Here is a 13076-nt window from a genome sequence, read left to right as displayed (position 1 = left end):
GGCGGGGAGGAGGAGGTAGCCGGCGAGGTCCACGCGGGTGCCGGGGGTGTGGTCGGGCCCGGCCGTCAGGCTGCCCGCGGTGCCGACCGCCTCGATGCGCCCGCGGCCCAGCCGTACGTCCACGGTCCGGCCGTCCGTGAGGCGGGCGCCGCACAGCAGGAGGGTTGCGGGGTCCGGCCGCCCGTCCGGGGAGCCTCCCGGCGCACCGGACGACGGGGGCGGCTGCGGCTGGCTGTCGGGCATCGCGCTCCAGGGGCTCGGCAGAGAGTGGGGGCTCGGTGCCCGCAGGGCTCGGGCAAGATCACGCAGAGTGAGTCGAGCCTAGGACGGCCGTCCGGCGCCGACGGGGAGGAGAGCAATAGTCGTACCGGTGTGGTCCGGTGGGTCCGAGGGGCTCAGGAGCCGTGTGCCACCTGGGCGGAACGGGGTCGGGCGGGGCCGGACAAACGGATTTGGGTGAACGGCTGCGGACCGTGTAATGTCTTCATCGCTCGCCCCAATAGCTCAGTCGGTAGAGCGTCTCCATGGTAAGGAGAAGGTCTACGGTTCGATTCCGTATTGGGGCTCTGGTGGGTGAGGTTCCCGTCGCGAGACGGGACCTGATCCCATCAAAGCGGTGTAGCTCAGTCGGTAGAGCAAGCGGCTCATAATCGCTGTGTCACCGGTTCAAGTCCGGTCACCGCTACTGACAGTAGCCGATTGTGGGGTCGGTCCTTCGATCGGCTACTCTTTTTTTGTATATGTCCCATCCGTTCGTCAAGGAGCACTCACGTGGCTGCCACCGACGTCCGCCCGAAGATCACGCTGGCCTGCGTGGAGTGCAAGGAGCGGAACTACATCACCAAGAAGAACCGGCGTAACAACCCGGATCGCATGGAGATGAAGAAGCACTGCCCGCGTTGCAATGCGCACACCGCGCATCGCGAAACGCGATAGTTGGATAGTTACAGGCTCGTACGCGAGGCCGTCCCCGAGTGATCGGGGGCGGCCTCGCGTCGTTGAGCGACCAGTACCGGTCAGTAGAGCGACGCAGAGCAACCAGGAGGTGCCGAGCAGATGGCGCTCGACCAGTCCTTCGTGGGGCGGACCTACCCGCCCACCGATCCCTATGAGGTCGGCCGGGAGAAGATCCGCGAGTTCGCGGAGGCCGTGGGGGACACCCACCCGGCCTACATCGACCCGGACGCCGCCAAGGCGCTCGGGCATTCCGATGTGATCGCCCCGCCGACCTTCGTGTTCTCCATCACCTTCAAGGCCGCGGGGCAGGTCGTCCGGGACCCGCAGCTGGGTCTGGACTACAGCCGGGTGGTGCACGGTGACCAGAAGTTCGTCTACCGGCGCCCGGTGCGGGCCGGTGACCGGCTCACGGTGACCTCGACGATCGAGGCGATCAAGTCCATCGCGGGCAACGACATCGTGGACATCCGCGGTGAGGTCCACGACGAGGCCGGCGAGCACGTCGTGACCGCCTGGACCAAGCTCGTCGCCCGCGCGGCGGAGGAGGGCTGAGATGACCGCGAAGATCTCCTACGACGACGTCGAGGTCGGCACCGAGCTGCCGGTCCAGTCGTTCGGCGTGACCCGTGCCACCCTCGTCCAGTACGCGGGTGCCTCCGGGGACTTCAACCCGATCCACTGGAACGAGAAGTTCGCCAAGGAGGTGGGCCTGCCGGACGTCATCGCGCACGGCATGTTCACCATGGCCGAGGCGGTCAGGGTCGTCACCGACTGGGTCGGCGACCCGGGTGCGGTCGTCGAGTACGGCGTCCGCTTCACCCGGCCCGTCGTCGTCCCGAACGACGAGCGGGGCGCGACCATCGAGGTCAGCGGCAAGATCGGCGCCAAGCTCGACGACAACACGGTCCGCGTGGACCTGACGGCGACCAGCGGCGGGCAGAAGGTGCTGGGAATGTCACGCGCGGTCGTACGACTGGCCTGAGGCGGGCCGGACCGGGCGGGTGACGCCCGGGGCCTTGAGAGGGTCCCGCCGGCAGCGGTGTGAGTAAGGGGCGTCCTCCTTCGAGGGCGCCCCTTACGCATGGACGGGCGTCCTCCCTTGAGGGCGCCCCTTACGCATGGACGCGTCGGGGTGAGTGCGCGGACGGGGCTGTCGGTGCCGTCTCGTAGGCTGGGCGGGTGCTGGAACTCCACGACGCCCCGCTCGCCCCGCTGACCACCTTCCGGCTGGGCGGCCCCGCCACCCGGCTGGTGACCGCGACGACCGACGCCGAGGTGGTCGCCGCCGTGCGCGAGGCCGACGCCGACGGCACGCCGCTGCTCGTCATCGGCGGCGGCTCCAACCTCGTCATCGGCGACAAGGGCTTCGCGGGCACCGCCCTGCGCATCGCCACCAGCGGCTTCGACCTCGTCGGTACGACGCTGGAGCTGGCCGCCGGTGAGGTGTGGACCGACGCCGTCGCCCGCACCGTCGAGGCAGGGCTGGCCGGCGTCGAATGCCTGGCCGGCATCCCCGGCTCGGCGGGCGCGACCCCGATCCAGAACGTGGGCGCGTACGGCCAGGAGGTCTCCGCCACCGTCACCGAGGTGATCGCCTACGACCGCCGTGCCGCAGAGACGGTCACCCTGGGCAACGAGGAATGCGCCTTCTCCTACCGGCACAGCCGCTTCAAGGCCGACCCCGAGCGTTATGTCGTGCTGCGCGTCCGCTTCGCCCTGGAGGACGCCGACGGGCTGTCCGCGCCGGTCAAGTACGCCGAGACGGCACGCGCGCTGGGCGTGGAACCCGGCGACCGGGTGCCGCTCACGCAGGCCCGCGAGACCGTCCTCAAGCTGCGTGCGGGGAAGGGGATGGTCCTGGACGCCGAGGACCACGACACCTGGTCCGCCGGGTCCTTCTTCACCAACCCGATCCTCACCGACGCAGACTTCGCGATGTTCCACGCGCGCGTGAAGGAGCGGCTCGGCGGGGACGCCGTACCGCCCGCCTACCCGGCGGGGGAGGGGCGTACCAAGACCTCCGCGGCCTGGCTGATCGACAAGGCCGGCTTCACCAAGGGTTACGGCAGCGGGCCCGCGCGCATCTCCGGCAAGCACACCCTGGCCCTCACCAACCGCGGCGGGGCCACCACGGAGGACCTGCTGGTCCTGGCCCGGGAGGTCGTGGCCGGGGTCCGGGAGGCGTTCGGCATCACGCTGGTGAACGAGCCGGTGATGGTCGGGGTCGGGCTCTAGCCCCACTCCGCATGCGGCCGCCGCGCGCCACGCCTGGCCGGTGCTCCACCTGTGGCCCCACGCTCCGCGCGCGGCCGGCTTTCCTCCCGCGCCCGGCGCCTGGGAGGGGGCGGCCGCGGGCCAAGGGCCTCCCCCGATCCGTAGCCCCGGCGGGCCGCGGACGCCCCCTGCCTCGATGGTGGGCGCTTCCGGTGTCCCCTGACTCCCCCGCAGCGCGGTTGTTTCCCGGTCGGGGCGGCTGAAATGCGGCCGAAACCGCCTCGCGGGCCCTGTCGCGGCGCCAGTATGTGGGCGAAAGGGATCCGGGGAGGCGCGCGTGACGGTGAGCGGGACTCAGGGGACGGCCGCGGGGGACGACGGCAAAGCGCGGACGCGGGAGCTGTTCCGGCGGGCCACCGCGGTCAGTCAGGAGTGGGCCGACGCCCGCGAGGGGGGCGGGCCGCCCGACCCGGCGGCGACCGAGCGGATGCTGCGCGAACTGGCCGACGCCGAGCGGGAGACGGACGGGGCCGGGCGGCGCGCGTTACGGATGGCACGCGGCTCGCTGCTGGCCGTCCGCCACCTGTCCGGCACGACGCACGGCGGGTCGGCCGACCCGGCGGCCGACCGGGCCGAGGCGATCCTCCTGCTGAGGGAGGCCCGCGAGCAGGAACCCGTCACCGAGCGGGAGACGCGGTCCCGGACGGCCGTCACCAAGCTGCTGATCAGGCTGCTGGTGCCGCAGTTGCCGGACCTCGCCTTCCAGGGCCGGCGGGACATGATCGACGTACTGACGGTCGGCGCCACCTTCATGGCACCCGACAGCAGTGTGCTGCGCGAGGACCTCGCCGAGGTCGGCGCCCTGCTCACGGAACTGGCGGAGACCGCCGACCCGTCCGACCAACCGGACCTGGAACGCTGGACGACGCTGCTGCGGATGATGCAGACCGCCCGCGACCGGGACTCCCTGCTGGAGCTGGGCAACTTCGCCACCGCGACCGGCGCGATGCCGCCGCAGCTCCAGATGTTCATGGGGGCGGCGATGGAACTCCTCAAGGGCCTGCCCGACGCCACGCCCGTGGAGATGGGCGGCCCGCGGGAGGAGATCCGGGAGCAGGTGGAACTCGCCGCGAACGACATGCTCCCGCTGATGGAGCTGTTCGCGCCCGGCATCCTGCGTCCCGAGGAGCTGGAGAGCGCGGTCGAGGGGCTGCCGCGCGGTTCCTGGCAGGAACAGACCACGGCGGGGCTGGCCCGCTTCGGCATGGCGATGCGCACGGGCAACCCCGAGGACCTGGTGCAGGCGGCCGAGCCGCTGCTCCTGGCCGGACAGGACCAGGACGTCCCGCCGGGCGTGGCGGCCGTCCTCCAGGCGGCGCTGCTCTCCGGTGCCGCCCTCAACGGCGGCAACATCGAGGACGCCAAGGCCGCGCAGCGCCTGCTCACCGAGGACATCGACCTGGCGGCGCTCGCCGACGGCATGGCCTCGGGCACGGCCGGCCGGGAGTTCATGGAGACGGGCCGCGCCCTCCTGGAGTACCAGCGGGTCTGCGACGCGCCCGAGGACGACCTCGACGCGTTCGACGACATCGGCGAACGGCTGCTGGCGATGCGTCAGGAGCTGTCGCAGGACAGCGGCTCGGCGAGCATCGTCCTCTTCGTCCTCGGCTTCCTGCAGCTGCGCCGGACCATGGCCATCGGCCGGGCCGGTGGCACGGTGACCCCACCGCTGCGGCGGGCGCTGATGTATCTGCGCGAATCGAAGGAACACCCCGGCATGCCGCTCGCGCTGCGCGGGATCGTGGCGCCCGTCGGGGCCATGTGCAAGGCGCTGGAGCAGTACATCGACCCCTCCGCCGGCAGCCTCCTGGACGACGTCGAGGAGCTGCGCGCCGCGCTCGGCGGTCCCCGCGTCGCCGCCGACCAGGACATCCGTTCGCGGCTCGGCATGGCCCTCGTCCTCGACATCGAGTACGACCGGCGGGGGGATCCGGCGGTCCTCGCGGCGGTACTCGCGGAACTGGAAGCGGCCCGCGCCGAGATCGGCGACCTCACCGGGTGCGGCACCGCGCAGGACGTGTACCGCAAGCTGGCCGACCAGTACCGGCGCCGCGGCGGCCCCGGCGACACCGAGCGGGCGCTGGAGGCGACCGAGCGGCTGCTGGAGAAGGTCGCCGAGGACGTGCTGCTCCAGATCGGCGCCGAGCACGGTCTCGAAGCGGCCCGCGCGGCGGCCGACCGCGGGGTCACCGCCGCCGTCTGGGCGGCGGAGTCCGGCGACGCCGCCACCGCGCTGCGCGTCCTGGAGGCCGGCCGCGCCCTCGTCCTGCGTGCGGTCGCGGCCTCGGCGAGCGTGCCGGAACTGCTGGAGGCGTGCGGCGAGACCGACCTCGCCGCACGGTGGCGGGAAGCCGCACGCGCGGGCGCGGACACCGGTACGGCAGCGGCCCGCGAGGACCGCAAGGACGCCGACACCCTCATCCCCAGCACCCTGCGGCGGCGGGCCCTGGGGGCGCTGCGTACCGCCGGGGTCTCGGCCGGGCCGGGCTGGCAGCAGGTGTCCGACGCGGCGGAGGCCGCCGGGGTCGACGCCGTGGTGCATCTGCTCGTCGGGCAGGGCGAGGGACCCGGCCGGGCACTGGTGGTACGGCCCGGCCTTGCGCCGCTGTCGCTGGAGCTGACCGGCCTCGCCGCGGCGAGGCGCGCGCCCCTGGAACGGTACGTGGACGCGGCGCGGGCCCGTTCCGCCGTCACCGCACCCGGCGTACCGTCCTCGGCGCCCGGCCGCGCGGAGGCGGTGGCGGCCTGGGAGGCGGCCCTGGAGGAGCTGTGCGACTGGGCGGGGCCCGCCGTGATGAGGCCGGTCCTGGACGTCGTCCGGCCCGGCCGCCCCGCCCGCCCCGACGATCCCGTACGGCTGGTGCTGCTGCCCGCCGGGAACCTCGGCATCGTGCCGTGGCACGCGGCCCGGCTCGGCCCGGGTGCGGGGGATCGGCCCGTGTACGCGCTCGACCACGCCGTCATCAGCTACGCCGCGTCCGGGGCGGAGTTCGTACGGTCCGCCGCCCGGACCCGGCTGCCCCTGGCCGAGGCCCCGGTCCTGGTCGCCGACCCGCGCGCCACGCTGGCGTACGCCGAGCACGAGGTCGAGGCGCTTCGCGCCGCCTTCTATCCGCGCGCCCGCTGCTTCGGCTTCCTCAGCCGGAACGTCTTCGACGTCGACGGCACCCCCGACGAACTGCTGCCGTTGCTACCCGGCGGCACCGGCGAACGGCCCGCCACCCTGGTGGAGTTCAGCGTCCACGGGATCGCCGGCGACCTGCCCACCGTGTCGAGGCTGCTGCTGCACCGTCCGCGCGGCGCCGAAGACGACGCGGGCCTGCTCACCGTACGGCGGCTGCTCGGGGCGCCCGCCGTGGACGGAGGCGGCGGGGCCGGGCCCCTGGTGGTGCTCAGCGCCTGCGAGACCGACCTCAGCAACCGGGACCACGACGAGACGCTCACGCTCACCACCGCGTTCGTCGCCCGCGGGGCCGCCGACGTCATCGGCTCCAAGTGGTCGGTTCCCGACGCCAGTTCGGCCGTCCTCATGTACGCGCTGCACCACTTCCTCGCCGAGGGCGCGGACCCCGCGCAGGCGCTGCGGCGGACCCAGCTGTGGGCGCTGGACGCGGGCCGGCCCACGCTTCCCGGGCTCTCCGGTCCGCTCGCCGCCCGGATCAAGGGCAGGCCGGCCCTGTCCGCGGACGCCTGGGCGCCGTTCATCCATCAGGGCAACCCCGCACCGGTCCGACCCGAAGGGAACACCGTTGGACACGCATGAGCTGCTGGCCCTTCTCGTCAGACACCGGGAACAGCTTCGGCAATGGCTGGACGAGGACCAGTACCGGCACTTCCTCGCCATGACGGAACGGCTGCGGGAGGTCGGCGACGACCCCGAGCGGGCTGGCATGGCCGTGATGGCGATCGTCCGCGCCCTGTGGCCCGTCCCGGACGAGGCGGGCGTACTGGCCGAACTGCTGCACGCCGACCACCGTTCGATCGCCACGACGACGACCGTGCCGACGCCGGAGGCGGTCCTCGCGGCGCTGGAGGAGCTGTACGCGGCACCGGCGGCGGGCGAGCAGGACCGCACCGAAGCGGGAGCCGCCGGCCCGGTGACCGTCGGCCCGGTAAGCGCTGATCCGGAAGGGGGCGACCCCCTGGCCGCAGACTCCGTAGCCGCCGCCGCCGCCGACGACGACCCCGACCCCGTCGCCGCCGTCATCGCCGCCGCGCGGCGGCGGTTGCTCACCGTGCCGTCGCGGGCCGCCGCGCCGGCCGGGAGTCCTGCGGCGGGCGACGGGCCCGCCGACGTCATCGTGCTGGCCGATCCCGAGGACGGGCCGCGCAGCCCCGAGTTCCAGTTCGACCCGGACACCGGGCAGCCTCGGGACATCGTCGTACGGATCAACCGCATCCTGCTCGCCGACCGCGACCCCTGGGGCGCCGCCGACTGGTGGCTGGGCCGCAACTCCTGGCTGGGCGGACCGCCGGCCTCGCTGCTCGGCCGGGTACCGGACGACCGGCTGGCCGACGCCGCGCTCGCCCTCGTCGAGGAGGGCGGCCGATGACACGGCAGATCCCCCCGGAGATCACCATGGTCCCCCGGGTCACGATGCTCCCCGCCGGCACCGCGCTCTGGCGCTGCCACCGCACCAGCTACCCGGCGACCGGCTTCAAGTCGGTCGCGGCCCACACCCTGTTCGGCGGCAGCCGCTTCGACTGCACCGCCGAAGACCGCTACCCGTACCTGTACGCCACCCGTGAACCCACCACCGCGCTGGCCGAGGTGTTCCTGCGGTCCATGGACTTCGACCCGGTCGTCGGCGCCCGGCTGGTGCCGTGGGCGCAGGCCAGCCGGTACACGCTCGCCCAGGTCGTCACCACCATGGAGCTGACCTTCGTGTCGCTGCGCACCGAGGAGGACCTGGCGGCCGTCTGCCAGACGAGCTGGCTGCTCGACTGCGATCCCGACGACTACCCGCGCACCCGGTACTGGGCGCAGGAGCTGCGCCGTCAGGCCAAGGAGGCGCACGGTCTGCTCTGGCAGTCACGGCGGCACCGGCCGCGCGAGGCGCTCGTACTGTTCGGGGACCGCTGCGACAGGGTGCCGCTCCACAGCGAGCCCCTGGTCTCCCACGACCTCGCCACGCTCGCCGGGGTGGACGCGGCCAACCGGCTGCTGGCCCCCCTGCGCGCGGCGATCGTGCCACCGGAGCCCGCGGACTGACCTCCGCCCCCGCTCCCGCCGGTCCGGGGCCGCCCTATGCGGGCGGCTCCACCACGAGCAGCGTGAACGCGCAATGCCTGCCGAGCCGTACGGTGTCCCCGTCCGTCACGGGGACCCGGTCGCCCGGCGGCACCCGCTCGCCGTTGACGAAGGTGCCGTTCAGGGTGCCGGCCGGGTGTTCCGTCAGCCACAGGCCGCCGTCCGGGGTCATCTCGACGCTCGCGTGGCGGCGCGAGACACCCTGCTCGCCGTCGAGCGCGGCGGCCACGTCGGGCGCCGCCCAGGTCGGATGCCGGCCCAGGTTCAGGGGGCCGCAGCTGCCGTGCCGCAGATCGACCTGTGGCCGGGTGCTGATCAGCCGCAGATGACGGGCCGACTCCTGGCACTCCGGACAGGCGGACGCACCGGAGGGGACGTCCGCGGCGCATGACCAGCAGGAGTGGACCCGTGACGGCGGCGCGACGGGCTCCGGTGGGGCGGTCGGCCAGGGAGGCGGTTCCGGCTCCGGCTCGTCGCTCCCGTCGCTCCCGTCGTCCGGGGGCTGTGGCCCGTCGCTCCTGTCGTCCGGGGTCTCTGGCCCGTCGCCCCCGTCGCCCCCGTCGTCCGGCCGGCGCGGAGTCTCCTCCCCTTCCTCGTCCTCCTGCTCGTCGTCGAGGTCCACGCCCTCCGCGAGCGACTTGTCGACGTGGCGCGGCGGGCGCTCCCACTCGTCCCTCACCACGGTGGCCGCCGGTCCCGGGTGTTCTCTCCGGGTACGGCCTCGATGTCGAGGCGCACGCTGCCGTCCGGCTGGACGGTGACCCGCGAGACGGTGACGACCGTGCCCGGCGTCAGGTGCACGCCGAGGTCGAACATGCCGCGCGCGAGCGGGTTGATGAGGTGGGTCTCCAGCTTCATGCCGATGCCCCGGCCGCCGTTGTGCAGGTCGCGGGTGCACTCGTCGGCGAGGACCGTCTCGGCCTCGGGGAGCACCTCCAGGGTCAGCCCGCCCTGGTGGCGCATGTGCTCGACGATGTTGCGCAGCTGCCCCTTGAAGATGAGGTGGGCGGTGGGCCCGTCGATGTACTGGAACACGACGATGTTCCCGCCGAGCCGGTTCAGCAGCTCGGGCCGCTTCAAGGTGTGCTCGAAGTGGTGGCGGACGTTGCCGAGGATCTCCTTCTCGAACGCGGCCCGCTCGTCCGGGGTCTCGGGCAGCCGGCCCTGCCCGGCCGGGGAGGACAGGGGCCGCCCGTCCACGCCCGTCGGGCCGTGCACGCCCAGGTTGGACGTGAAGATGAGGACGCATTCGCTGAAGTACGTCGTCACCCCCTGGCCGTCGGTCAGCCGGCCGTCCTCCAGAACCTGGAGGAACTTGTCGAGGACGCCCTTGTCCGCCTTGTCGATCTCGTCGAACAGCACGACCCGGAACGGGTCCTCGCGCACCGCGCGGGTCAGCTCGCCGCCCGCCTCGTAGCCGACGTACCCGGGCGGGGCGCCCACCAGGCGGTCGGCGGAGTGCGGGGCGGAGAACTCGCTCATGTCGAAGCGCAGACAGGCGTCCTGCGAGCCGAACAGGGTGGTGGCGACCGCCCGCGCCAGCTCCGTCTTGCCGGTGCCGGTCGGTCCGGCGAAGAACAGCACACCGCGCGGCCGGTGCACGGACGTCGACGCGGCCTGGGCGCCGGACAGGCCCAGCGCGGCCCGTTTGAGCACGTCCAGGGTCTGGGTGACGGCCTTCTCCTGGCCGCGCACCCGCTTGCCGATGGCCTTCTCGCCGTCCCGGATGCTGTCGGCGACCGCGCCGCCGGTCCACGGATTGCGGCTGACTCCCAGTTCGTAGAGGCGCACGGCCTGGTCCATCTCCGCGAACGACAGCCGGCGGGCGCGGGCCAGCCGCATGCTCTCCCGCATGGCGCGCAGCGTGAGCCCGCCGGCCGCCCGCGCGAACCGCATGACGTCCTCGTCCGTCGGCTCCTCCCGCTCGGCTCCCTTCAGCAGCGGGCCCACGTCCAGCTTGGTGGCGGTCTCGGGGACACCCGCCTGACCGGCGAGCAGTTGCGCCATACGGCGACGCTGGCCGAGGTCCGGCATCGGCACCCCGATACTGCGCACCCGTACGCTGCTCGTCACCAGCCAGGCCGGCAGGTCCCGTTCGCCTTCGGTGAGCCAGATCACCGGGTTGAACAGGGCGCGGCCGCTCTTGGAACGGGGGAAGGGCCGGGCGTCCTCGGCGATCTTCAGACAGCGCAGGAAGAACGTCCGTTCCTCGTCGCTCAGCTGGTTGGCCTGGGTGGGGATCCGGGAGGCGAAGTCGATGAGCAGGGCGGCGTGCACCGGCTTCTGGTAGTCGTCGTAGCGCGGGTTGTCCTTCGGGGGGCCGGGCCGCTCACCGACCCAGCCGCGGGCGAAGGACTCGAAGACCCGTGCCGCCTGACTGCCGTCGTCCTCGTCCGGGCGGCCGGGCACCCGGCGGGTGTTGCGCTGGAGCAGCGTGTTCATGTCGAGGCCGTCGTCGCAGCGGGCGACGGTGAACCCGGCCACCTGGTCGTAGCGCAGCAGGCACTTGTAGCCGGACCGCCGCAGCCCTTCCCAGAGCAGGTCCTCCAGTCCCAGCGCGCGGCTGCGGCGGGTGCCGTCGTCCCGTACGTCGGCGACGAGGTGGTCGTCGCGGACGTTGCCGTGCAGGACGTACTGGGAGTGGACGCTGAGCGTGGTGAACAGCTCGGCGGCGAAGGGCGGTTGGATGGTCTGGGTGATGGTCGCCTTGGTCAGGTGCGGCGGTGACTGGACGGGGAAGCTGGTCAAGGGTCCTCCGGGGAAGGCCGGGATGGCGGCCGGGGTCGCCGGGAAGGCGGTGACGGGGGTGACGGTCAGTGGTCCTTGTCGCGGTACTTGGGAGGCGCCGGGCGTCGCCGTGCGGAGGGCTTACGGCCGGACCTGGTCAGGCCGGGAGCCGGTTCGCCCGTGCGGACCTGGCCGCTGGACCAGGCGAACTCCGCGCGGACGCCCTCCGCCTCGGTGAGCCGGCCCAGTTCGCCGACGTACCCGGAACTCTCGGCGCACCGCTCCGCGTCCCGGGCCGCCGTGGCCGGGTCCCGCTCCTCCTCCGGCGTCAGTGGCCGGCGCATGGTGAAGACACGGGCCTGGCCGGCGGACGTGAGGCGGACCCGCAGCCAGTACTCGCCGCCCCAGGCCGCCGGCGCGAAGTCCCAGTGGTCCGCGTCCATCCGGCCCTGCAGCGAACCCTCGCCCCACTGCTCGGTCGCCCGACGCAGCGCCGCCACCAGGTACGTCCGCTGCAAAGCGGCCGAGCGGCTCACCAGGGCCTGCCGGACCGTACGTTCGGCCGCGCCCGCGGGAGCGACGCCCGTCCGCAGGGCCCGCTGGAGCACCTCGACGGCCTCGGAGGCGTCCGGCAGCGTGTCCACGCCCTCGGGCGCGGGGGCCTGGAGCGCGCCGAGGCGCAGGGCCGCGTCCTGGCGGACCCGGTCGGCGAGCAGAGCCCGCTCCGACTCCTTGTGGGCGATCAGCGCGGCCTCGTCGAGGTAGCGCCGCACCGCCTTGGGCCGCCGGCCCACGGCCCGCCGGGCCTCCGCCAGGCAGTCGTCGATCAGGTCCCGGCCGGCGGAGGTGAACGCCATCGGCAGCCCGGCCAGCAGTTCGGCACCCTCGCGCAGGACGTCGTCCTCGGTGAGCGCGGCCGACTCGGTGTGCTCCGGCGTCGTCGCCTCGGGCTCGGGCTCGGGCTCGGACCCGGGGCCGGGGCCGCCCTCGGCGTACCGGATCAGGGCCTGGCGGCGGCGCTCGCGCAGCCGGTCGTACCAGTCGGCGTGCTCCGGGTCCCGCGCGTGGTCGAACGGCAGCCGGGCGGTCGCGCGGGCCGCGCGCTGCGCCTCCACCCGGCGCAGTGCGCGCTCGGTCTCCGCGAGCCGCTTCCACAGCAGGTCGAGGGGGACGCCGACGGGCTGCACCGGGGCGGGCGGCGACGGGTCGCCGGGCCCCGAGGGCTCCAGGCCGAGCACGGTGATCCGCGCGTTGATCCCGGCCGCGGCCTCCGCCGCGCGCCGCCAGCACTCGCTGCCCATCTCCAGCGACAGCTGGCGCCGGGAGAGCGCCTCCTGCTCGGCGGCGACCTTGTTGTTGAACGCCGCCAGCGCCTGCGTGCCGCGCAGCGCCAGCCGCGTGACCAGCAGGGCCCCGCTGAGGTCGGCCAGGCCGATGAGCGCGGGCACGATCATGTCCTGGACCTGGTCGGCCAGCTGCCCGACGGCCTCGCCGACCGGGTCGGAGAGGGCCGTCAGGTCCGGGGTACCGATGCCGGCCATGTCGGGGACACCGGAGTCCAGGGTGAGGCCCGGATCGGGCGGATAGCCGTACGCCGAGACGTCCGGCATCACGGTCAGCAGGTCGGTGCCGGCGAACGCGCTGCTCACGCCACTCCTCCAGAGGGGGAACCAGAAGGGGAACCGGACGGGGAGCCGGACGGGGTACCGGCGGGGGAGCCGGTACGGGGATCAGAAGGTGTCCCGGGGTCAGTAGGTGTCCGGCCCCCCGTGGGCGTCCCGGCGCCGGACGGCGTCCCGAGGCGGGCGGAGCCCGACGGCCGCCTGGCCCCCGGCACGGTCCGGCTCCCGACCCGGTTGGCGGAGCC

10 protein-coding genes, 2 tRNA genes and 1 pseudogene are annotated in these 13076 nt (G+C 73.7%); 9 read left to right on the top strand and 4 right to left on the bottom strand.

Annotated elements, in window-relative coordinates:
- Positions 1-243: pseudogene (locus P1P75_RS32985) on the bottom strand (hydrolase); the annotation flags it as partial.
- A gap of 250 nt (positions 244-493) precedes the next feature.
- Here P1P75_RS32985 and P1P75_RS32980 point away from each other — a divergent pair.
- The 9 genes from P1P75_RS32980 to P1P75_RS32940 all read left to right on the top strand — a co-directional run bounded on the left by P1P75_RS32980 (position 494) and on the right by P1P75_RS32940 (position 8443).
- A tRNA-Thr gene (locus P1P75_RS32980) sits at positions 494-566 on the top strand.
- A gap of 46 nt (positions 567-612) precedes the next feature.
- Positions 613-685: transfer RNA gene (locus tag P1P75_RS32975), tRNA-Met, on the top strand.
- Positions 686-771: 86 nt separating this feature from the next.
- Positions 772-936, top strand: a complete 165-nt coding sequence (rpmG, locus tag P1P75_RS32970; RefSeq protein WP_018834916.1) for a 50S ribosomal protein L33 — start codon at positions 772-774, stop codon at positions 934-936.
- 120 nt (positions 937-1056) lie between these two features.
- Positions 1057-1509, top strand: a complete 453-nt coding sequence (locus P1P75_RS32965; RefSeq protein ID WP_319262497.1) for a MaoC family dehydratase N-terminal domain-containing protein — start codon at positions 1057-1059, stop codon at positions 1507-1509.
- A gap of 1 nt (position 1510) precedes the next feature.
- A complete protein-coding gene (locus P1P75_RS32960) occupies positions 1511-1939 on the top strand; it encodes a MaoC family dehydratase (protein ID WP_319262495.1) in 429 nt (142 codons plus the stop codon).
- A gap of 197 nt (positions 1940-2136) precedes the next feature.
- A complete protein-coding gene (locus P1P75_RS32955; RefSeq protein WP_319262494.1) occupies positions 2137-3192 on the top strand; it encodes a UDP-N-acetylmuramate dehydrogenase in 1056 nt (351 codons plus the stop codon).
- Positions 3193-3514: 322 nt separating this feature from the next.
- Entirely contained in the window at positions 3515-6994 is a 3480-nt protein-coding gene (locus P1P75_RS32950) for a CHAT domain-containing protein (protein ID WP_319262492.1), read from the top strand.
- On the top strand, positions 6981-7784 hold the full coding sequence (locus P1P75_RS32945) for a hypothetical protein (protein ID WP_319262489.1): 804 nt from the start codon (positions 6981-6983) through the stop codon (positions 7782-7784). The genes P1P75_RS32950 and P1P75_RS32945 overlap by 14 nt, the downstream gene beginning before the upstream one ends.
- On the top strand, positions 7781-8443 hold the full coding sequence (locus P1P75_RS32940; protein ID WP_319262487.1) for an RES family NAD+ phosphorylase: 663 nt from the start codon (positions 7781-7783) through the stop codon (positions 8441-8443). The genes P1P75_RS32945 and P1P75_RS32940 overlap by 4 nt, the downstream gene beginning before the upstream one ends.
- A 34-nt stretch (positions 8444-8477) precedes the next feature.
- Here P1P75_RS32940 and P1P75_RS32935 read toward each other — a convergent pair whose 3' ends face one another.
- The 3 genes from P1P75_RS32935 to P1P75_RS32925 form a co-directional block, all read right to left on the bottom strand.
- Positions 8478-9164 (bottom strand): FHA domain-containing protein, encoded by a 687-nt coding sequence (locus P1P75_RS32935; protein ID WP_319262485.1) that lies wholly within the window; start codon positions 9162-9164, stop codon positions 8478-8480.
- Positions 9158-11230, bottom strand: coding sequence for an AAA family ATPase (locus tag P1P75_RS32930; protein WP_319262483.1), 2073 nt, complete (start codon positions 11228-11230; stop codon positions 9158-9160). The genes P1P75_RS32935 and P1P75_RS32930 overlap by 7 nt, the downstream gene beginning before the upstream one ends.
- A gap of 65 nt (positions 11231-11295) precedes the next feature.
- The gene (locus P1P75_RS32925; protein WP_319262482.1) at positions 11296-12858 is read right to left on the bottom strand and encodes a hypothetical protein; all 1563 of its coding nucleotides are present in this window, start codon (positions 12856-12858) and stop codon (positions 11296-11298) included.
- Positions 12859-13076: the final 218 nt, after the last annotated feature.

The sequence above is a fragment of the Streptomyces sp. ID05-39B genome (assembly GCF_033794725.1).
GTDB lineage: Bacteria > Actinomycetota > Actinomycetes > Streptomycetales > Streptomycetaceae > Streptomyces > Streptomyces bobili.
The sequence above is the reverse complement of the archived record's forward strand: the minus strand, read 5'-3'. Positions and strand labels throughout refer to the sequence as shown.

What these genes read in the sequence shown, in the direction of transcription:
- P1P75_RS32940 (WP_319262487.1), top strand. Translation starts at nt 7,781, where the DNA reads ATGACACGGCAGATCCCCCCGGAGATCACCATGGTCCCCCGGGTCACG.
- P1P75_RS32965 (WP_319262497.1), top strand. Translation starts at nt 1,057, where the DNA reads ATGGCGCTCGACCAGTCCTTCGTGGGGCGGACCTACCCGCCCACCGAT.
- P1P75_RS32960 (WP_319262495.1), top strand. Translation starts at nt 1,511, where the DNA reads ATGACCGCGAAGATCTCCTACGACGACGTCGAGGTCGGCACCGAGCTG.